A 21,874-nucleotide genomic window follows, 5' to 3' on the forward strand; every position below is an offset into this window, starting at 1 on the left:
CTTTTCCTACTTTTCTAAATTAGTTTTGATTTGCAAAAAAACCCGGCGGGCAACTTCCAGATTCTTCTTATCAATATCCTTAAGAATAATCTCTTCGATTTTGGAACGGAATACCTTAATCTTCTCAGCCTTATCAAGGCCAAGTTCTGTCAGAACAATCTGCTTATAGCGTTTGTCCTTGAGGGAAGGCTTGACTTGGATAAAGCCATTCTTCTCCATCCGTTTGATGAGATTACTAGCGACAGATTTGGAAATTCTTAGCCTCTCTTCAATGTCTTTTATGAAAATTTCTTTGTCTCGGTTTTCAAAAAGATAAGAGACCGTAAAGCCTTGGGGGCCAGCTAAATGCTCCACCCCATGCTTTTTGGCCAACTCTTGGACACTAGTTTCCATAGTATTGATGAAAGTTCTGAAAATGTCAAAGGGATCTTTCATGAAATCACCTCACATTTCTGAAAACTAAATAGCTACTATGGGAATTAGTATAAACCGCTAGTCAATCAAAGTCAAGAAATAAGTTTCTATGAAAACTATCCCCTTCTTCACTTCATGAGTTTTTTTGTTCGTTTCAATTTGAACATTAAAACAAAATGCCCTTGAATTATTCGGGAAATCATTGTAAACTTTAATTTGCGAGTATATTTTTGGAGGTATTTATGGATAAACGCGTACTTTTGAAGAGTTCAATTTTGGCGTTTGCTGCTGGTCTTACCCTGTTGGCGACACCTGTTCTGGCGGACCAAGTTGATGTCCAAGTCATGGGAGTCAATGACTTCCATGGAGCTTTGGATACATCGGGAACTGCTAATATGCCAGAGGGACCGGTAGCCAACACCGGTGGGGCTGCTCAATTAGATGCTGGTATGGACCAGGCTCAAGCTCAATTCCAGGCAGAACACCCTGATGGCAATACCACTCGAGTTCAGGCTGGTGACATGGTTGGAGCTAGTCCTGCTAATTCTGGTCTTCTTCAGGATGAACCAACAGTCAAGGTCTTCAACCACATGAATGTGGAATACGGAACCGTTGGAAATCACGAATTTGATGAAGGCCTGCCTGAGTATAATCGGATTGTTCAAGGACAACCCCCTCAACCTGGTCAATTCAATCAAATTGTTGATCAGTATTCAACCGATGGCCAACAAGAGCCAGCCAAACAACAGATTTTAGCAGCTAATATCATTGATCAAAAAACCAATCAAATTCCTTTTGGTTGGCAGCCCTATGCCATTAAGACCATTCCCGTCGGCGATAAGGAGGTCAAGATGGGCTACATCGGTATTGTCACCACAGAAATCCCAAATCTGGTCTTGCGGAAGAACCTGGAGGGCTACACCTTCCTTGATGAGGCAGAAACTATTGCCAAGTATGCCAAGGAATTGAATGACCAAGGCGTCCATGCTATCGGTGTCATTGCCCACGTCGCTGCTGATAACGACAAGGGTGAGCTGGAAGGCGATGCCATTCCTATCATCAATAAACTCAACCAGATTTATCCCGACAATAGCGTAGACATCTTCTTTGCCGGTCACAGCCACAAGTACGCTAATGGAGTAGTTGGTAAGACCCGTGTGGTTCAGCAACCTCCCAAGGCAAGGCCTTCGAAGATGTGCGCGGCGTTCTGGACACCGATACCGGTGACTTTGTAGACATTCCGACCGCTCAGATTATCCCAGTCATGCATGATGCGACTGGCAGTCCTGATATTCAGGCCATTGTCGACGATGCCAATCAGCGAGTTCAGGCAGTCACCCAGGCGAAGATTGCGACGGCTACAACACCCCAAGCAATTACTCGTACAACCAACCAGGACAAGGAAACGGCTGTCGGAGACCTAGTCACCCAAGGGCAACTAGCCATGGCTCGAGAAAGCTACCCTGACGTTGATTTTGCCCTGACTAATAACGGTGGTGTTCGCTCTGACCTGATTGTCAACCCTGATAAGTCCATCACCTGGGGTGCTGCTCAAGCTGTTCAGCCTTTTGGCAATGTCCTGCAAATTGTCCAACTAACTGGCCAACAAATTTATGATGCCCTCAATCAGCAATATGATGAAAGCGAACGCTACTTCTTACAGATGGCTGGCCTCCACTACCTCTATACCGACAATCCTACCGGCGGTCAAGATACGCCTTATAAGGTTGTCAAGGCCTTCAAGGATGATGGTAGCGAAATCGACCCTAGTGCCAAATACAAGGTCGTTATTAACGACTTCCTTTACGGAGGCGGCGATGGCTTCTCTGCCCTAAGAGGTGTCCCTCTCATCGGAGCTGTTGACCCCGATACGGAAACCTTTGTCAACTACCTAAAAAAACAAGAGGCTGCTGGTAAAACTATTGATCAGCCGACCCTCAATCATAAGACCTATGTAACCGTTCAAACATCTAGCAGTTACCTAGACCGACCAGATGGTCGTCACCTTGTCACCATTGAAACTTATCTCGACCGTCAAGGTCAGGAAGTCGGCCAGTCCATTGTCAGCGACCAGTTGATTCAGGAAGAAGAAGCTCCAGCTGCAAGTAAATCTCAAGCTAAAGGTTTGGCAAGTGCTAATCTAACTGTCACACCCCAAACTCAAAAATCAGGAAATACTACTCCTGCTAGCCAAGCTGACCAAGCCAAGACTACTGAAGCTCAAGCCCTCCCTCAAACAGGAAGTGATGAAAAAGTGGCTAGCAGCCTCAGTATCTTTGGTCTCATTCTCGTCTCCTTCGCTGGACTTCTTGCTAAAAGATCCAAGGAAAGAGACTAATGGTCTTTGGAAATCTCAAGTTCCGTTAGCAAATTGAAACTAAGATTTAAAACTCTTGTTCTGCAAGGGTGGCCCAAGGCGGCCTACCCTTGTTTTTCACTAGCTCCAACAATAAATCATAAAAAAACGAATGATAGAGACCTAATTAGGTTTTAACCATTCGCTTTTCTTTTTAGGAAAATCCGTGTCCCACTCTTTAAGCTGACAAATCCTTCTTCTGATAGTAGATGAAACTAATCAGGAGAGCTAAGAAGCTTATTAACAGGGTGAGCCAAAGAGTTGTTTCAGCTAATTTACTATGAGAAAAAATATCTGAACCATTTGCCAAGTAAAAAGGAGTCCAATACTTAAGATTCTTAATATCTGGAATAATGCGGCACATTAAATCCATGACATACATAACCAAAACCAATCCGATAGAAAGCCCTAACTGTTTCTTACGACTGATAGCCGAGATAAGAAAGGTTAGACTGACAATTTCAATCTGCATGATAAAGGCCAGGCCGTGATATGTCAAGAAGGATTTCCAGGAAAAGTCTAGGTCAATCCACCAGATAGCCAGAGCTTCTAACCCCATGCTCAAAACATTGAAAAAGACCAGAACTAGCAGGATTGACAAGAGCTTCCAGCCCAAAATGGACCAGCGAGAAAAGGGCAGACTATAGAGAAATTCACTGGTGTGGCCTTCTTCTTCCTTGGCCAAGCTACTAGTGCCAATCATACTAGCAAACATGGTCGAACCCAGTCCGAACATGAGAACGATCTCGGTAGCAAAGTAACCATTCAGGGTTGCCAGACTAATTTTATCCATTCCCAGAGCCTTGGTCATGTCCCCCATATTAGCGTATAGCTGGGCTGTTTTTGACAACTGGCTTTCCAAATTTTTATAAAGCAGAATACAACCGGCACAGATTAATCCAACGCTGATTGACCAAATCAAGAGACTTTTAACCATCTCTTTCAGTTCATGCTTTAGTAATATCATCCTTGTCCTCCTCATAATAGTGCAAGAAAAGATCTTCCAAGGAAGGCTCTTCAACAAGAAAATCATCTGGAGCCTGCTTGCCTAATTCTGCTAGGAGCTCAGAGCCAGTTCCTGAAAAATTAAAATGGGATTCTTGACCCTGCTTCCAAATGGTTACCCGCTTGGCTTGGGAACGGGTAAGATTTTCAATACTATCGACTGTCAACAACCTGCCAGACTTAATAATGGCTGCTCGCTGGCAGTTATTTTTAATGTCGGAGAGAACATGGGAAGACAGAAGACAGGCTGCCCCCTTAGCACAAGCTTCTTTGATGAGGTCAAAGAACCGTTCCTGCATAAGCGGGTCTAAGCCAGAGGTCGGCTCGTCCAAAATCAGAAGCTCAGGCTGGTGTTGGAGGGCACAGACGATGCTGACTTTCTTACGATTACCTAAAGACAAATCGCTAATTTTCTTTTGCAGAGGAACTTCTAAGATTTCACAGAGACGCTCTGCCTCCTTGCTACAATCCTGCTTATGAGCCTTGGCAGCCAAGGTAATGACATCTTTAGCCTTCATAGACGGATAAAATTGGGCCTCCGAAGGCATATAACCGATATGATTAAGGGCCTTAGGTAAGCTAGAGTATCTATCCCCGAAAAGACTAATTTGCCCACCACTTGGTTTAATCAAGCCCAGTAGGCAGCGGATAGTCGTAGATTTCCCCGCTCCGTTAGAACCAAGGAAACCGAAAATTTCCCCTTTTTCAACGGTTAGAGAAACATCCTCCACTCCCATATGTTTTCCATAATATTTTTGCAGATGATTAATTTCGATAACAGCTGTCATCAGTCTCTCCTTTCTTTATAATCTTTAAGAAGTTGATTGAGGTGTTTGCTATCAATTCGCCGTTTGAGACGATTGAAGTAAAAAATTGTCAGGTATTCCAGCAAAAGAAACAGGACAAAGCAAAGTAAGGTCAACCAGTGGCGATCAAACCAATCAAAGAGATAGGCAAAACCGCCATAAAGAATCGGACAAAAAACTATCCCCAAAAGTTTGCGCCCCCTTAACTGGTCTGCCTCATCAAAGTTATCGAAAAGCCAAACTTGAATTTGACTGATAAAGTAAGCCACCACCACCATTTCGACTAAGCTAGCAATAGCAACAGTGGAATATCCCTTAAACAACTGATAGCAAGCCAAAAAAAAGTAAAGAAGGAAACAATAGGTAGCAGCTTTATACTCAATTGCAATTTCTTGACTTAAAAATATCTGCCACTTAGTTTTCATCTTGAACTCCTTCCTCCAGAACCTGTCTGAGCTGACTGGCATATCTTCTTGAAATGATAACCACTTCCCCATTATCCAGGCTCGCTTCTATTCGCCCAAATGATTGGCTTTTAAAACTAGCAATCCGATAGATATTAACCAAGAGAGACTTGGATGCCCGAAATAAACCCTTGTCGCTGTATCTGGCTGCCAAATTTTTCAAAGTTTGCCCAACTTCATAGACAGCATCCCGACTATAGGCAAAGGTCTTGCCATCAACAGTCTCAAAATAAAGAATCTCATCTAAAAATAGGTAGGAATTTTCACCTTGATTGCTGACTAAGATTCTTGGACGGTCCTCCTCCAAAAGGTCGCAGATAGCTTGAATTGTCGGTGTCATCCGCTGATAGCGAACAATGACCTCTTCTGGACCCCGAGGAACCTTTTCCAAACGTAGCTTCATAGCTTATCTCCTTTGCGACCATTATAGCAGATTAACTAGTGACGTAAAGGCTTTTTCTACAAGTTGCAAATTGCTCTGATAAGATGCAAGTCTTAAAAGAACTAGAGGACTTGCAGGTAGCTCCCGATTTGAGAAAGCGACTAAACAAAAAAACGGAGCCCAGACGGACTCCATTCTTTTTGTTATTTTATTGAAGGATTTAATTTTGCAGAATGAACTGCAAGAGGTTGCCTTTTTAGGATACAGACTCACTTTTCCAAAAAGACAGTAGTCAACATCCCATCACTTCGTTACTTAGGTTCCTAGTTCTGGGTGTCGCCTATGCGGGGACATTCGTAATCCCTATAGGGACAACGCCAGCTTCGCAGTGGTTGATTGGCAGTACTTATCCCATACGGGATAGGTCAAACAGTCTGGGAGACTGTTTGAGAAAACCAATTCAACTTTGCGGGGGTGAGACCTAATAGATGACTAAGGTCGTCACCACTAGACGCAGCGGCTCACATCAATTCCCAGCGTCGCTTAAGCTCCTTGGTCATTGTGTGATCTGTGCGGGGATATTCGTAATCGACTAAAGTCGAAACGACTATCACCTAGACAATACCTTGTGCTGACATTGCTTCTGCAACTTTGAGGAAGCCAGCGATGTTGGCACCGACAACCAAATTGCCTTCGTGACCAAATTCCTTAGCGGCTCCAGCAGCATTTTCATAGATATTCTTCATGATATCATAGAGCTTGCCATCAACTTCTTCAAAGCTCCATGCGGTACGTCCACTGTTTTGAGCCATTTCAAGGGCTGATACAGCAACACCACCAGCATTAGCAGCCTTGGCAGGACCAAAGGCAACGCCAGCCTTGATGAAGACATCAATAGCTCCCAAGGTAGAAGGCATGTTTGCCCCTTCAGAAACAGCTAGGACACCATTAGCCACGAGTGTTTCAGCATCGGTTTCATCCAATTCATTTTGAGTGGCACATGGGAAGGCCAAGTCTGCCTTGATTGACCAAACAGTCTTTTCACCACCGGCAGGTGTGAAGGTAGCGTTTGGACGGGCATCAGCATACTTAACGATGCGTTCGCGTTTAACTTCCTTGATTTCCTTCAAGAGAGCAACGTCGATACCATCTGGATCGTAAACGAAACCTGATGAATCAGATACAGTTACAGCTTTAGCACCCAGTGCTTCCAATTTTTCAACAGCATAGATGGCAACATTACCAGCACCTGAAACGACAGCTGTTTTACCCTTGAAGGTTTCACCGCGGTCCTTGAGCATTTGTTCAGCGAAGTAAACAGCTCCATAACCAGTTGCTTCGGTACGAGCAAGGGAACCACCCCAAGTCAAGCCTTTACCAGTCAAGACACCAGTATATTCGTTACGCAAACGTTTATATTGACCATAGAGATAACCAATTTCACGACCACCAACACCGATGTCACCGGCAGGAACGTCAGTATCTGCACCGATGTGCTTAGACAATTCAGTCATGAAGCTTTGGCAGAAACGCATGATCTCGTTATCTGATTTACCCTTAGGATCAAAGTTAGATCCCCCTTTACCACCACCGATTGGTTGGCCAGTCAAAGAGTTTTTAAAGATTTGTTCGAAACCAAGGAATTTAACAATAGATTGGTTTACAGATGGGTGGAAACGCAAACCACCTTTATATGGGCCAATGGCAGATGAGAATTGAACACGGAAGCCACGGTTGACTTGCACTTGTCCTTTATCATCAACCCATGGAACACGGAAGGAAACAATACGTTCTGGTTCAACCAGACGTTCCAAAAGGTTTTCTTCAATGTATTTTGGATACTTATCAAAGACAGGTACCAAAGATTGGAAAACTTCTTCCACCGCTTGCAAGAACTCAGGTTCATGACGGTTTTGTTCTTTTACTTTTTCAAAAACGCTATCAACATATGCTTTTCCACTTGTCATTCATCTTACCTCCGATATGACATAATTAGTAATTTTTAATTACAGTCTCTATTATAAATTTTCTGAATATTTTGTCAAATATTTTTTGCAAATTTTGGCAAAAAAATTTAAAAAGAGACAAATTTCTATCTATTATTCGGATTTTGCCCTAAAATTTCAAGGGAGATTTTTGCTTTTGTTCCCAGTCTACAGTATAATAAAGACAGAATGTGAGGTTATTTTATGAAATGGTTTCCCTTAGTCGGTGGAATTCTATCCATCCTCTACTCTTTCTTCCTTTTCGCTCATCCCTTGACCAGTGTGGCAACCATTGCCTGGATTATTGCTCTGGTGATTTTTGCCAGTGGTATCTCTAGTTTTTTGGAGTATATCAACCACTCCGACAATCGCAGCTTCTGGCAACTGATTCAGAGTCTCTTCTCCATTATCATCGGCTTTGTCCTCTTGATTAGTTCCGTCTTCTCACTGGCTATTGCCTTTATGACAGTCATTGCCTACTGGGTGCTTTTTTCAGGAATTCTGCGACTCCTAACTGGTTTCCAGTTACGGAGACTTGGTTTTCCAAGAAGTTCTTTACATATTTACTCTGCTGTACTTACGATTATCTTCGGTTTGGTCCTTCTAGGAGCACCTCTCTTATCTGCCAGTGTTATTGGTCTCTTAATCGCCCTGGTCTTCCTTTTTGTTGGCCTAATTCTTCTGTCTATCTTTTTTAGGTTGAATTTTGACTAAAAGGTTCTTCTACCTTTTCTCAGGGAGTGAGGTGAATCGCTATTTCATTAAATTGATTTACCTCACTCTCCCATTTTAAGGTTCAAGGGATCTAAAACGGCAGTCGCTAATAGGAACTGCCTACCTCCCTTACTAACTTCACAAGTAAACTATTATCGAGTTTACTTGTCTCCAGTCGCGGGATTCAAGCTACACTGTAACCTTTTTATTGTCCATCCCGCACAGTCGACTTGGTTTTCTCCGACGGTCTCCCAGACTGTTGAACCTATCACTTTCCTGGTAAGGAATAAGGATTTACCACCGCTTCACTGGCATCTTCTACAATAAAAATTAAGGCGATGTGGAGATAAAACAATCGACCACATCGTTTTATCCTAGCTAGAGAGTTGGTAAAGACGCTTGATGTTAAAAAAGTAATGAGGCTTGGGCTTTGGTCCTAGCCTCATTTTGGTAATTCTTCTTATTAACTTGAACTAGGGACGACTATAAATTATTAACTAATATAGTAAGGATTATCCTTAGAGCAATCTGCATCTGCTTTTCTTGTCTATCCTGTGATGCCTAGTTGGAAGAAAAGAATTTTTAAAAATAGTAAATTTACTATTTACAAATTCAAAATCTTTTGGTAGATTTAATTTAGTAGAGATACTAATTTTTTTGAGAAAGGAATCTAGTAAAAATACTAGATTTAGAAATGAGATGAATAGGCAAGTTTTAAATGGAAAGAGGATTGGGCTTGTATTTGGAACCTTTGCACCAATGCATATTGGACATGTTGACTTGATTACCAAGGTTAAGCGAGAATGTGACCAAGTTTTAGTCATTGTCAGTGGGACAAATTCTGAGGATGACAGAGGGGCGAGGACGGGACTTCCACTGAGCAAGCGGTTTCGGTACGTTCGAGAAGTTTTTTATGATGATGAATTGGTCCTGGTTGATAAACTAGACGAAACTGGAATGCCTGCTTATCCTGATGGTTGGCAGCAATGGGTTCTTGCCTTGAAAGCTTTGATTGACAAGAACTGCCAGGCCACTGCTGCAATCAAGATTTATGTGGGAGAATCTATTTATCAAAAGAAATTAGCCCATTACTATCCTCAAGCTGAGATACAACTGGTAAAACGCTCAATTATTCCCATTTCTGCTAGTCAGATTCGCAAGAACCCTTTGGCAAACTGGCGGTACATTACCAAGCCCTTTAGACGACATTTTACGAAAAAGGTTTTAGTTGTTGGTTCTGCTTCGGGTGGAAAAACGACTTTGGTCAAGGATTTGGCTAGAACCTACAATGCCCCTTACTCTCTGGAGTATGCTAGGTCATACCAAGAGACCTATAATGTTCGCGATGAAGAATTAGATGCCAATGACTACGTTCACCTCTTAACTGATCAATTTGCCCAGACTTCCCACTTAATTGATCAGGGACAACATCAAGGTCTCATTTTTGCTGATACCAATTCGACAGTCACCAAGGCCTATATTGACTATTATCTCAAAGAGAATTTAAGTTCTGAAGAATTGGCAACTTTAAACCATCTCTATCGAATTACCTTAGCTCAAGAGAAATGGGATCTTATTTTCTTAGTCTTGCCCAAGTCTGATTATGTCGATGATGGCTTTAGGGATATGTCTATGGCTGATAGGGAAACCCGGGAATGGTTTACACAACACCTGCTTAATTTGCTTCAGCCCTTCGCTGATAAACTTGTCATTTTAGGCCAAAGGAGTGACTCTAAACATTTCTTTATTGATAATTATCAGACAGCAAAGGCTGCCATTAAGGAACGACTGGGAATCGATGTTTAAACGTTAGGAACAATTATGAAAACACTAGTAAATAGAACATTAAAAAAATGGCGGGGAATTTGGCTGGAAACCAAGCAAGGCTACCGTTATATGGTATGTGAAGCTAGGCAAATGGGAGCAAAAGAAGTTTTTAAACTTGTTATAGCAGACCTATTTCTTGGTCGAAGCCTCTTCCAATGGTGCTATCTCCTTACCTTATCAAGCATCCCCTTTCTATTGGAATTGACTGTTGCCGACCATGATTGGTTAGGCTTGTTGGCTAGTTGGACAGGTATAGTTTGTGTCATTTTAGTTGGTGAGGGTCGATACAGCAACTACTTCTTCGGTCTCATCAACTCTCTTATCTATCTCTACCTCTGTTTGACAGCAAAGGGTGGTGCCTTCTACGGCGAGGTTGCTACCACGACCTATTTCACAGTGATGCAACCTATTGGGCTTTTTATGTGGCTCAATGCCAGTCGCCATAAATCGCAGGAGCAAAGTTTTGTGGTCCGCTCGCTTGACTTGAAAGGTTGGATAAAAAATCTAGGTCTAACCATCTTAACTTGGCTAGTTATGGGCTTTGCCTATCAATCTATTAGCTCTAATAAGCCATTTCGTGACAGTATTACTGATGGCACCAATGTTACCGGCCAACTGTTGATGAACGAATACTACTGGGAGCAATGGCTCTTTTGGGCGGCTACCAATATTTTTTCCATCTACCTCTGGTGGGGAACCAGTATTGCTATGTAGGGAATGTACTGGGTCTACTTGCTAAACAGCCTGTTTGGATGGTATACTTGGAACAAGGAGGCAAAACTTGCCCAAACTAATCAGACTAAGGAGTCTCTATGACGGTTAGAAATTTTGAACAGATCGGTAGTGAAAAGGAATTTTTGGAGACCTATCGTGAAGAGCTAAAAGACAAGTACGAGAAGCCTTCTGTAACTGTTGACAGTGTCTTGTTACGCTATCACGAAGGCCAGCCTCAAGTCCTTTTAATTAAACGAAAGACTCATCCATTTAAAGATTGTTATGCATTAAGTGGCGGTTTTGTAGAAAAGGATGAAGACTTAGATCAGGCTATCCGTAGACAGGTCAAGAAAGAGACCAATGTCAATCTGACAGAAGATCAGATAGAACAACTAATAACAGTTGGAACTCCTGGACGCGATCCTAGACTCTGGGTGATTACGGTTGCCTATCTTTGCTACTTGAAAACAACTGATGAGAGTCGTGCACGGGCTGGTGATGATGCCGCTTCACTCCATTGGGTCAATATCTTCGCGAAAGATAACCAGTTGCAACTTTTTGAAGATGGTCAAGCCCTGAGTCGGGAGCAGCTAGCTTTTGACCACTGGCAGATTCTAGAGACCGCTATCAACCGCATCAAAGGTCGCCTAGAATATTTTCCAACCATTTTGCAAATCATGCCTCAAGAGGAAACCCTTACAGCCTACCGAGAGCTTTTCGGATGTTTCAACGAGAACTACCTCAAGATGGATTCCACGAATTTCTTGCGACGCTTTAAACGTCTTTTTACAAAAACGGACAAGAAAAAAGCTACCCGCACAAAGCGGGCAGCAACCTACACTTATAAAATTGAAGAATTATAAGAAGGCCAGCCTAAGGGTTGGTTTTCTTTTGCCTAGAAAGATTCAGGAAGGGAACTAGCAAAAAATCAGGCTGACTGTCGTAAATCTATCAAGCTAGCCATAGAATATTAAGAATACTAAGTTCTGACACGCTAACTTATAATGACGCTTTAAGGACTGCTATGCCATTATCCCGCTTGGTCACTAAACTGGCTCATATAGAGGTCGTGGTAGAAACCTTTGTCAGCCAAGAGACTGTCGTGGGTGCCCTGCTCAATGATTTGACCATCCTTGAGGACGAGAATTTTATCAGCCTCTTGAATGGTGGAGAGGCGGTGGGCAATGACAAAGCTGGTCCGACCTTCCATCAGTCGACTCATGGCCTTTTGTATCAAGAGTTCCAACCTGGTATCAACCGAGGAGGTTGCTTCATCCAAAATCAAAATCTTAGGGTCAGCCAAGAGGGCCCTAGCAATGGTCAGAAGCTGCTTTTGACCCAAGGAGATGTTGCTGGATTCCTGATTCATTTCCATATTGTAGCCACCTGGCAGGGTGCGGATAGAGTGGTCAACATTGGCTGCCTTGGCTGCGGCAATGATTTCTTCATCGGTCGCATCCAGTTTAGCAAAACGAAGATTGTCCTTGATGCTTCCTTCGTAGAGCCAGGCATCCTGGAGCACCATGCCGAACTGTCTGCGATAGTCCTGACGAGACAGGTGGCGAATATCGTGGCCATCCACCGTAATGGCTCCCTTGGTAACATCGTAGAACCGCATGAGGAGATTAATCAAGGTTGTCTTACCAGCTCCCGTTGGACCGACGATGGCAATCATTTGGCCAGGCTTGACATCCAAATTGAAGTCCCGAATCAGTGGCTTACCTTCCACATATTGGAAATCCACATGATTGAAGGAAACTTGTCCAGTCAGGTCATGAGAAAGGTGCTCGGTCACTTCTGCCACTTCATTATCCTCATCAAGAACGGCAAAAATCCGTTCTAGAGATGAGCGAGCCGACTGGAGCATGGAGGCAAGCTGGGTCAGGGTTTGGATAGGTTGACCAATCTGCCAGAGATATTGAACAAAGGCCTGGAGATTACCAATCGTCAACTTACCTGCGATAACCTTGAGTCCGCCCCAGACCGCAATAATCAGGTAGGAGGAATCCGAGATGGCATTGAGAATAGGCATCATGATACCGGAAATAAAGCTGGCCTTGAAACCGACCTCCTGTAATTCATCGAGGATACCGTCAAATTCCTTGGCGGAAGCTTCTTCACGACCGTAGAGCTTGATGACATTGAAACCGGTCAGATTTTCCTGAACAAAGCCATTCATATCTCCCAGAACGTCAGCCTGACGTTTGAAATAGGGCTGAGATTTCTTAAGCAAATAAGAAGCCGAAAAATAGGTGATGGGAATAGTTGCGATGACAAAGAGTCCCAGCTGGATATTGAGGTAGAGAACCATGGCAACAACCATAATCAGGGTCAAAACTGCATTGATAACCTGGAGGAAGGATTGTTGCAGGGCATTGGAAACCGTTTCGACGTCGCTGGTAAAACGGCCCAGCATGTCACCGAATTTATGCTTATCAAAGTAAGAAACGGGTATCTTATTGATTTTATGACTGAGGTCGTGCCGCAAATCGTGAATGGAGCGTTGCACCGTCCTAGTCATGAAAAAGTTGGAACCGTAACTACCAATCTCAGAAAGCAACCCGCGAATGATATAGACAATAATCAAAAAGAGAATCTTCTGTCCATCAATAGGCCGTCCAGCCATAAGGCTGGAGGTCAATTCGGTCACCATAAGGCCCAAAATAAAGGGCTCGATAACACTAGCTACTGCTGCGACTATCTTGAGAAAGACTGCTAGATAGAGGGTGCCTTGATAATGTTTGAGATAGTCCCAGAGACGTAAAAAGACATTTTTTGACATAAGTCACCTTTCTAATTGCGATGTTTATGTAGCTTAGTTAATAACACCCACCTACATAAACTAGTAAGTGAGCTAGAGATTTTCAATAGAAAAACTCATAGTCAAACAAGTGCTTTAGCATTTTGTGAGACTGCTCAATTGAACTCGCCTACGACTCTGTGAAAAAAGATGAAATATCCTGGATGCCTCATTGCATCTTCGTCTCCTTCCCTATTTTTTCTTTGAGTCGCTTTACGGCTTAGTATCTTTCTAATCTTCTAAGAGCTTGCCAGACTTGAGCTGGGAGTCTGCGATTTCGCGATAAATATCGTTGGTTTTCATCAGTTCTTCATGGGTGCCTCGACCGACGATTTGGCCTTCGTCAAGGACAATAATTTGGTCAGCATCCATGATGGTTCCCACCCGCTGGGCAACAATCAAAACTGTGGCATCCTGAGTGACTTCCTTGAGGCGTTTTCGCAGTTGAGCATCCGTCCTGTAGTCCAGAGCTGAGAAGGAATCGTCAAAAATATAAATATCAGGCTTTTTGACAACGGCACGGGCGATGGCCAGACGTTGTTTTTGACCACCAGAAAGGTTGCTACCACCTTCGGCTAGGTGGGTGGCATATCCTTCCTCACGGCTGTCGATAAATTCCTTGGCCTGGGCTACCGATGCTGCCTGGTCCAATTCCTCGATGTCAGCATCACTCTTACCATACTTGAGATTTTCCTCAATGGAGCCAGTAAAGAGCAGGGCCTTCTGGGGGACAAAGCCGACCTTTTGCCGCAGAGCCTTGAGATTGTAGTCTCGCACATCAACACCGTCAACCAAAATCTTGCCGAGGGTGACATCGTAGAAACGGGGGATCAAGCTAACCAGGGAGGATTTCCCCGAACCCGTCGAACCGATAAAAGCCGTTGTTTGACCAGGTCCCGCCTTAAAGGAAATATCATGAAGGACGGGACTTTCAGTTTCACCTGGGTAGGCGAAGGTGACATGGTCAAATTCCAGATAGCCTCTGCTGGCGGTTTCGGTCACCCCGTCAGGATTTTGCGAAATTGAGAGGGGCATGTTCATGACCGCATTAATTCGCCGACTGGAAACGACCATCCTTGGGTACATATTAAAGAGATTGGCGAAAATCAGGAAGGAAAAGAGAGCATGGAAGCTGTATTCAATGAAGGCCACCAAATCCCCAATTTGCAGGTTGCCCTTATTGAGGGGCTCAAGAGCAAACCAGACAATAGCCACAATCATAGCCACAATAATCTGGATAAACATGGGTTCAGTCAGACCAGTCAAAGTGAAAAGTCGAGTTGAAATACTAGCATAGACCTGATTTTTTTTATCAAAGCGCTCTTCCTGGAATGATTCCCGTGCAAAGGCCCGAATAACCCGAAGTCCAGTCAGATTTTCTCGGACATACTGGTTAATCTTGTCCAGGGTCTTTTGTTGCCGTTCTGATAAGGGCCTTGTCTTAATGGCTACATAAGCAATAGTCGCAATCAAGAAGGGCATAAAAACTGCCACGACCCAGGCTAAGGAAGGACTGGTCATTAAGATCATGATGACTGAAAAGGCCATCATGAGCGGGGTCACCACTCCCATTCGCAAACTCATTTCGGTGAACTGCATGAGAACAAAGGCATCATTAGTCATCCGTGTTACCAGCGACGAAACACCGATTTTCTCATATTCCTCGTGGGAATAGTCCTGCAACTTAGCATACATATCCCGCCGCAGATCTCGGACCATATTGGTGGACAATTTCCCAGTTGCATAGGCCAGGGTTATACGGCCAATAATCCCTAAGATGACAACAGCCAACATAATCAAGGCCCAGAAGGTCAAGGCCTGCTTGTCCTTGGGATTGATAGCCTGGTCGATCATCCGTGCCAAGACCGTCGGTAGACCAAGATTGACCACCACAAATAAGAGGGCCCCTAAGAGATCATAAACCAACCACTTGGGATACTTTTTCAAATAAGACCAAATAAGGTTCATAGAGTATTTGATTTCCTTTCATATAGTAAAATCACTTTACTTTTCTTTCGATATAGTCCATTAGCAAGTAAGTAGTGTTTAAAATATAATTAATTTCCGATTCTCTAAATTCTTTGGTAAAGTCATGTTTAAAAAGTTCGTTTTGCACAATTTCATAAATTCTTAGGTGTTGCATAACCAAATTTATAAATTCTTTAGGTACATTCTCACTTTTCAAATATTCACTAATAATACTCTTCTGATTTTCTAATGATTTATTATTAGTGAATAATTGCTTTAATAATTTTTCTAAAGCTAACCGTGAATTATTTACAGACTCATGATATTGACGATTTGATAAGCAAACAATTGACCTATCCCAAACTTCTACTACATCTGGATATTTTGAAAAACGTTTTTCTATTTTTGGAGTTGTTTCTACTTGAGCATTGCTAAATTTAGCAATTACTTCATTTTTTAATTCATTGATTTGTTGCGGAGAAGTACCCTTTTTTGACTCAACTAAATAAGTTAAAAACAAGATCATTTGACTTGGAGTAAAGTTAGAAAAATTTTGGTTTGCAACTTTTTGTTTATTTGTATACTTTGGGGGATTCTGATATGTTATCTTAATATCGTGTTCTGCTCCAAAAGAGTTAGTCAAAGATAAAATCTCAGCCATCGTAAAATTATCTTTAATTATAGTAGCAATTCTCATTATCCAGGTACTGGGTATTTTTTCCATTCTTCGACTCCCTATAAAATCTAAATGCAGTGAATCAAACGGATTCCTCCATTTAATTTTATCCTAATTCTCTAGCTCGCTCAAATACTCATAGCGTTCGTACTTGTCTAGCAGGTCTTGGTTGAGCTGGTCCAGTTCTTTCTGGAGCTCGGCTAACTTGGTGAAGTCACTGCCGTAATTTTGCATGTCAGCTTCGACTGCCGCAATCATATCCTCGAGTTCAGCGATGTCATCCTCAATAGAAGCCCATTCCTGCTTTTCCTGCCAGGACATGCGTTTCTTTGAGGAGCTGGCTAGCTCTTCTTGGGAAACTTCCTGATCTGTCTTTTCAGATTTCTGACTAACTTGACTGGCTTGATTTTTCAAGAATTCTTGTTCATCCAAATAGTCGGTATAATTGCCGAAAAATTCCCGAACACCACCATTTTCAAAGGCCAAAATTTTATTGGCCACCTTGTCGAGGAAATAACGGTCGTGACTGACGGTGATAACAGCACCACCGAAGCCTTGGAGGAAATTCTCTAGGACAGTCAGGGTCGCAATATCCAGGTCGTTGGTCGGCTCGTCCAAAAGGAGAACATTAGGCTTTTCAATCAGAATCTTAAGCAGGTAGAGTCGCTTCTTCTCACCGCCCGAGAGCTTGGCAATCTGAGTGCCGTGGCTGGAGCGGGAAAAGAGGAACTGTTCCAAAAGCTCGGTAATACTGGTGGTGCCAACGGTCGTCTTAACTTCATCAGCCACCTCTTGCAGGTAATTAATGACCCGCTTGCTCTCATCCATGCCCATGATTTGCTGAGAAAAATAGCCAATTCTGACCGTTTCGCCAATCTCCAGTTGACCAGAGTTGGGTTGCAAATCACCATTGATAAGATTGAGCAGGGTCGATTTACCGACACCATTATCACCGACAATTCCAATACGGTCCTTATTCTGAACCAAGAGATTGAAGTCTTTCAAAATGGGCTTGTCTGGATAGGCAAAGGAGACATCCTTGAAGTTGAGCACCTTCTTACCAATCCGACTAGTCTGGAAATTGATTTCCAAATCATTGGTCATACTGGTACTTTGAACCTGACCTTTGAGCTCCTGAAAGCGATTGATTCTAGCCTGTTGCTTGGTTGCCCGAGCCTGGGGCTGGGTCCGCATCCAAGCTAATTCCTGCTTGTAGAGCTGCTTCTTCTTATGCAGGCTGGCCGCTTCTCGCTCGTCCCTTTCAGCTTTGAGACGAACATAATCCTGATAATTGCCCTGGTATTCGGTCAGTTGGGCATGGTCCAATTCAAAAATTCTTGTTGCCACATTATCCAAGAAATAGCGGTCATGGGTAATAAAGAAGACGGTTTTCTTAGAGGTCTTGAGGAAATTGGTCAGCCAGGCAATGGTTTCAATATCCAGGTGGTTGGTGGGCTCGTCCAAGAGCAGGAGATCAGCATCTCCCAGCAAGACTTGAGCCAACTGAACCCGCCGTCTCAGACCACCGGAAAGTTGGTTGACTTTCTGGGTCAAATCAACAATTCCCAGCTTAGATAGGACGGTCTTGACTTCGCTCTCAATGGTCCAGGCATCCAAACTGTCCATCTGAGTCATGACCTGCTCAAGTTTTTCTTGATTGGTCTCATCATAATGGAGCATGAGCTCCTCATACTGGCGAATCAGAGCCATTTCCTTCAAATCAGATGAGAGAACAGTGTCCAGAACCGTCTTACTATCATCAAAATCGGGCTCCTGGGTCAGATAGGCAATCTTATAATCTTTGGCCTTTAAAAAAGGGGAGACATCCCCATCAAAACCAATCTTATCTGCCAGGACATCCAAGAGGGTCGTCTTACCAGTCCCATTGACCCCAATCAGACCGATTCGGTCCAAATCATGGATAATGAAGAAAATAGCTTTAAAGACAGTCTTATCACCAACTGACTTGGTCAATCCTTCCACAATAAAATCGCTCATATTTCCTCCTTGAGCAAGAAAATTCTTTGTTTGTTTACATAAATATAATTATGTCGTTTCCGGATTAGCTACTTTACTTAGTTAGCTCTGCCAGAGCTCTTTCACTTCGACCTATCTCTGACAAAATCTAGGATAGCTTCTTGCTGATTGGCTAAGTCGCCCTCGACAATAGCCGCTTCAATCTGATTGAGCAGCTGACCTAGGGTAGGGCCTGGCTTGAGACCTAAGTCTTTCATAAGAAGGCAACCGTTGACGACGATTTCCTTCTTATCATGGATAAGCAGACTGGCGTCCAACTGGCTAATAAGGTCAAAATCGACAGCCAAGCCTTGGCCTTGACGAAGATTTTCCGCTAGCTCAGCCAGTTCCTTGCCATAGCGATAAATCGTTTGTTTGTTGTGACTGGCCTGCAGGCGGTGCCTATAGATGGCAACCAGGTCGGTCACCGTCTTTTGAAAATGACTGGGGGTCTTCCACTTCTTGAGAAAGGGCTTGCAATCCCTTATCTTGAGGGCCAGGCAGAGAGCTGACCAGGCCTGCTCGCTGGTCGCAATGACAAAATCATCGGCATAATCTTCCAGCATGCTAGCCAGTTGTTGTGACTTGTTCCGCAAATCTGGCAGGTAATCATAGACTCCAGCATCAATCAAAGCCGCTAAACCTTGCTGCCAATGGGGAGCGGTCAGGAGTTTATCAAATTCAATAAAAGACCGCTCAACTGAAATCTTCTCCAGAAGGGGGGCATAGGTCTTCATAGCTGCAAAGGTCTGGTCTTCAATGGCGAAATCCAGACTGGCCGAAAAGCGAAGTCCCCGCATAATTCTCAGAGCATCCTCGCTAAAGCGTTCCTCAGCCTTGCCGACTGCTCGCAGGACTTGATTTTCCAAATCTGCAAGTCCATCAAAGAGGTCGATGACTTGGGCATCTTCCGCCAAGGCAAAAGCATTGACCGTAAAATCTCGTCGCTTGAGGTCCTCTTCTAGAGAGCGAACAAAGGAAACACTCTTGGGCCGGCGATAATCGACATAGACATCCTCGGTCCGAAAGGTCGTTACCTCGTATTCGCCACCATTTTCCAGGACCAAGACGGTGCCATGCTCAATCCCAATGTCCACCGTCCGCTCGAAGATAGCCTTGGTTTCCTGGGGATAGGAGCTGGTGGCAATATCGACATCGTGAATGGGCCGCTTTAGGAGGGCATCACGCACCGAACCGCCGACGAAATAAGCCTCGAAGCCCGCTGCTTTTATCTTCTCTAAGACTGGCAAAGCCTCCTGAAACTCAGAAGGCAACTCTTTTAATCTCATAGTAATTCTTCCAAACCGTAAACCAGTTCCTCTCGCTTAACCACTTCCTTGATACCTAAGTTAACCCCGCTCATAAAGGAAACACGGTCATAGGAATCATGACGAAGGGTCAGGCCTTGCCCCTCTGCCCCAAAGATAACCTCTTGATGGGCAACCAGGCCAGGTAGGCGGACCGAGTGGATACGGAAGCCATCAAATTCAGCTCCCCTAGCACCTGCAAGGGTTTCTTCTTCATCTGGTGCTCCTTGCTTCTTAGCAGTCCGCACCTTCTGAATCAACTCAGCAGTCTTGATAGCTGTCCCGCTTGGAGCGTCCTTCTTCTTATCATGGTGAAGCTCAATGATTTCCAAATCTGGGAAATACTTAGAAGCTTTAGCCGCAAATTCCATAAGAAGAATAGCACCGATAGCGAAGTTAGGGGCAATTAGCCCACCAATCTTCTCTTGCCGGGAAAGCTCGGTCAATTCTGTGATTTGTTCCGGTGTGAAACCAGTTGTTCCAACAACGGGAGCAAAGCCATTTTCTAGGGCAAAACGAGTATTTTCATAGGCAACCTTGGGCATGGTGAAATCCACCCAAACCTGGGCATCTAGACCAACTAGGTCCTCCTTTTTATTGAAAACAGGCACGCCATCCACTTCTTTTTCGGTAGCAAAAGGGTCCAGCAGACCAGCCAACTGGAGGTCTGCATCCCCCTTGACCATATCGACGGCTGTTGAGCCCATCCGGCCCTTGAATCCTGCTACAATTACTTTGATACTCATAGATTTCCTCCTAAACTAAGCTAACCAAGTCAGTCCCAATCTTGCCAAATGGCATTACCATTCAGCCTTGGGCGTGAAGCCAACTGCTACTGCCCCTTCTCCTAGGTGGGTCGAAATAACACCACAGAAAGGGACGATGTCCAAATCACCTTCAAAACCACTAGCCAAGAGCCGCTCTCGAAAACTTTCAGCCTTGCCTTGGGCATTGGCCTCAATAATCCAAGTCTTATAAGCTCTCTGACCAGACCGCTGGTCCAAAATCTCGACCAGACGCTTGAGGGCCTTCTTCTCGGTCCGAACCTTCTCGAAAACCTCAATCACGCCGTCATTGAAATACATGATAGGCTTGATGTTGAGGAGATTTCCCAAGAGGGCAACCCCATTGGAGAGGCGACCACCCTTGACCAGATGGTCCAGGTCATCCACCATAATAAAGGCTTCAGTGCCAGCAATCATGGTCTCCAACTGGGCCAAAATCTGCTCAAAGCTGTGGCCAGCCTGAGCCCCATCCAGAGCCGAAGTCACCATATAACCCATGGGGCTAGAGGTAATCTTGCTGTCGGGAAAGGCGATAGTCAGCTGGCTATGCTCCTCAATCAGATACTGGATGTTTTGCCAGAAACCAGAAATCCCGCTGGAAAGAAAGATACCTAATACATGGGTATAGCCACCCTTTTCCAGATTAGTCAGGGCATCGTCCAAATCAGCGATGCTGGGCTGGCTAGTCTTTGGTAAGCTAGAAGCCTGCTGCATCTTGGGATAAAACTCTTGAATGGTCAGATTCTTGCCTTCGACATAGGTCTCCCCATTAATCATGATGGGAATATCTAGAACATAGAGGTCAGGGTGACCAATATAGGCCTGGGGCAGATAAACCGAAGAATCCGTAATAACTGCTAATTTCATCTTAAAATTCCAGAGTGATGCCTGGACGGTCAAGGGCAATTTCTGATACTTCGTAGGTCATCCTTTGCAGGGTTTCCAAGAGGGGACTTGCCAAGCTTTGTACTTCTTCTTGAGAAAATTCCTTTGGCTCGTTAACCAGACGGTTGTGAACATGGACCATTTGTGAGATAACGCCAGCGATGACGAATTCTTCACGCACAATTTGGAACTGGAGAACCGCTACCAAGTGGGTTTTGGTTTTCTTTTCGTCCTTGCTGACCAATTGGAAGGTGACTTCAACATTGGTTTTGGGCTCACCATTTTGTTTTTCCCATTCTAAATTGCGGGCATCATAGTGGTATTGATTGACAAATACTTGATCACGAGTTAATTCCATTATTTTCTACTCCTAATTTGAATCTTTTAACTAGCTTATTATAGCACACTTCGCCCTGGCTTAAAAGGGAGTGGAGCCTAATTCACGACAAACGCATGAATGTTTCTTCTCTGTTTTACCATAGACGATCACTTTTTTGACTAGATTAATTTCTTCAAATACTGGTCAAAGTTCATCCCTAAGTTGAATTTTTTCCGTCTCAAACTCATTTTCTTGCCAACATCTAACTGTTTAAGCACAGCTAAACAAAACTTATCCAGCACGTTCAAGTTAAAAGCTAATTGTTTATTTAAGGTCTTGTTGGCGTCCTCACGAAAGACAACATCCAACTGCCAATGCATGCTCTCAATTTGCCAATGCCCACGGACATAAGCACAGAATTCCTTAGCACTTGCCTGACAACTTAAGATAA

17 protein-coding genes and 3 pseudogenes are annotated in these 21,874 nt (G+C 43.8%); 5 read left to right on the forward strand and 15 right to left on the reverse strand.

Annotated elements, in window-relative coordinates; all coding sequences use genetic code 11:
• Positions 1–6 precede the first annotated feature (6 nt).
• The gene (locus BS63_RS0101830) at positions 7–435 is read right to left on the reverse strand and encodes a MarR family winged helix-turn-helix transcriptional regulator (RefSeq protein ID WP_002959424.1); all 429 of its coding nucleotides are present in this window, start codon (positions 433–435) and stop codon (positions 7–9) included.
• A 221-nt stretch (positions 436–656) separates the two neighbouring features.
• Between BS63_RS0101830 and BS63_RS1000000111260 the strand changes: the two are divergent.
• Positions 657–2,752 (forward strand): annotated as a pseudogene (locus tag BS63_RS1000000111260) (surface-anchored 5'-nucleotidase).
• Positions 2,753–2,948: 196 nt separating this feature from the next.
• Here the strand turns inward: BS63_RS1000000111260 and BS63_RS0101840 are convergent.
• The 5 genes from BS63_RS0101840 to gdhA form a co-directional block, all read right to left on the reverse strand.
• Positions 2,949–3,737, reverse strand: a complete 789-nt coding sequence (locus tag BS63_RS0101840; RefSeq protein ID WP_002959426.1) for an ABC transporter permease subunit — start codon at positions 3,735–3,737, stop codon at positions 2,949–2,951.
• Complete coding sequence (locus tag BS63_RS0101845) at positions 3,718–4,563, reverse strand: ABC transporter ATP-binding protein (RefSeq protein ID WP_002959428.1); 846 nt, start codon at positions 4,561–4,563, stop codon at positions 3,718–3,720. Before BS63_RS0101845 ends, BS63_RS0101840 begins: the two co-directional genes overlap by 20 nt.
• Positions 4,563–5,006 (reverse strand): DUF3021 family protein, encoded by a 444-nt coding sequence (locus BS63_RS0101850; protein WP_002959430.1) that lies wholly within the window; start codon positions 5,004–5,006, stop codon positions 4,563–4,565. The genes BS63_RS0101845 and BS63_RS0101850 overlap by 1 nt, the downstream gene beginning before the upstream one ends.
• A complete protein-coding gene (locus BS63_RS0101855) occupies positions 4,996–5,448 on the reverse strand; it encodes a LytTR family DNA-binding domain-containing protein (RefSeq protein WP_002959432.1) in 453 nt (150 codons plus the stop codon). Before BS63_RS0101855 ends, BS63_RS0101850 begins: the two co-directional genes overlap by 11 nt.
• Positions 5,449–6,041: 593 nt before the next feature.
• The gene (gene gdhA / locus BS63_RS0101860; RefSeq protein WP_002963410.1) at positions 6,042–7,394 is read right to left on the reverse strand and encodes an NADP-specific glutamate dehydrogenase; all 1,353 of its coding nucleotides are present in this window, start codon (positions 7,392–7,394) and stop codon (positions 6,042–6,044) included.
• A 222-nt stretch (positions 7,395–7,616) separates the two neighbouring features.
• Between gdhA and BS63_RS0101865 the strand changes: the two genes are divergently transcribed.
• The 4 genes and pseudogenes from BS63_RS0101865 (at position 7,617) to BS63_RS0101880 (ending at position 11,530) form a co-directional block, all read left to right on the forward strand.
• Positions 7,617–8,126 carry an HdeD family acid-resistance protein gene (locus BS63_RS0101865; RefSeq protein WP_002963409.1) on the forward strand — a complete coding sequence of 170 codons (510 nt, stop codon included), beginning with the start codon at positions 7,617–7,619 and terminating at the stop codon, positions 8,124–8,126.
• Between the two features lie 699 nt (positions 8,127–8,825).
• Entirely contained in the window at positions 8,826–9,932 is a 1,107-nt protein-coding gene (locus BS63_RS0101870) for an AAA family ATPase (protein ID WP_032798528.1), read from the forward strand.
• 15 nt (positions 9,933–9,947) lie between these two features.
• Positions 9,948–10,769: pseudogene (gene pnuC, locus BS63_RS1000000111265) on the forward strand (nicotinamide riboside transporter PnuC).
• The gene (locus BS63_RS0101880) at positions 10,766–11,530 is read left to right on the forward strand and encodes an NUDIX domain-containing protein (protein ID WP_002963402.1); all 765 of its coding nucleotides are present in this window, start codon (positions 10,766–10,768) and stop codon (positions 11,528–11,530) included. The pseudogene pnuC and the gene BS63_RS0101880 overlap by 4 nt, the downstream one beginning before the upstream one ends.
• A 167-nt stretch (positions 11,531–11,697) precedes the next feature.
• Here BS63_RS0101880 and BS63_RS0101885 read toward each other — a convergent pair whose 3' ends face one another.
• The 9 genes and pseudogenes from BS63_RS0101885 to BS63_RS0101925 all read right to left on the reverse strand — a co-directional run.
• Positions 11,698–13,449: an ABC transporter ATP-binding protein gene (locus tag BS63_RS0101885; RefSeq protein ID WP_028798405.1), complete on the reverse strand. Its 1,752-nt coding sequence runs from the start codon at positions 13,447–13,449 to the stop codon at positions 11,698–11,700.
• A 249-nt stretch (positions 13,450–13,698) separates the two neighbouring features.
• Positions 13,699–15,435 carry an ABC transporter ATP-binding protein gene (locus BS63_RS0101890; protein ID WP_002962563.1) on the reverse strand — a complete coding sequence of 579 codons (1,737 nt, stop codon included), beginning with the start codon at positions 15,433–15,435 and terminating at the stop codon, positions 13,699–13,701.
• Between the two features lie 340 nt (positions 15,436–15,775).
• Positions 15,776–16,159, reverse strand: a pseudogene (locus BS63_RS1000000112225) (hypothetical protein); the annotation flags it as partial.
• A 63-nt stretch (positions 16,160–16,222) separates the two neighbouring features.
• Positions 16,223–18,109, reverse strand: a complete 1,887-nt coding sequence (locus BS63_RS0101900) for an ABC-F family ATP-binding cassette domain-containing protein (RefSeq protein WP_002962561.1) — start codon at positions 18,107–18,109, stop codon at positions 16,223–16,225.
• A gap of 101 nt (positions 18,110–18,210) precedes the next feature.
• Positions 18,211–19,416 carry a CCA tRNA nucleotidyltransferase gene (locus BS63_RS0101905; protein WP_002962560.1) on the reverse strand — a complete coding sequence of 402 codons (1,206 nt, stop codon included), beginning with the start codon at positions 19,414–19,416 and terminating at the stop codon, positions 18,211–18,213.
• Complete coding sequence (dapB, locus tag BS63_RS0101910) at positions 19,413–20,180, reverse strand: 4-hydroxy-tetrahydrodipicolinate reductase (protein ID WP_019769096.1); 768 nt, start codon at positions 20,178–20,180, stop codon at positions 19,413–19,415. Before dapB ends, BS63_RS0101905 begins: the two co-directional genes overlap by 4 nt.
• Positions 20,181–20,234: 54 nt before the next feature.
• Positions 20,235–21,086 carry a DegV family protein gene (locus tag BS63_RS0101915; protein ID WP_002962557.1) on the reverse strand — a complete coding sequence of 284 codons (852 nt, stop codon included), beginning with the start codon at positions 21,084–21,086 and terminating at the stop codon, positions 20,235–20,237.
• A 1-nt stretch (position 21,087) separates the two neighbouring features.
• Positions 21,088–21,462: a DUF1149 family protein gene (locus BS63_RS0101920; RefSeq protein WP_002962554.1), complete on the reverse strand. Its 375-nt coding sequence runs from the start codon at positions 21,460–21,462 to the stop codon at positions 21,088–21,090.
• A 140-nt stretch (positions 21,463–21,602) separates the two neighbouring features.
• Positions 21,603–21,874, reverse strand: a 272-nt coding sequence (locus BS63_RS0101925; protein WP_028798406.1) for a hypothetical protein, incomplete at its 5' end; no start/stop codon positions are given.

The organism is Streptococcus sobrinus DSM 20742 = ATCC 33478 (assembly GCF_000686605.1).
GTDB lineage: Bacteria > Bacillota > Bacilli > Lactobacillales > Streptococcaceae > Streptococcus > Streptococcus sobrinus.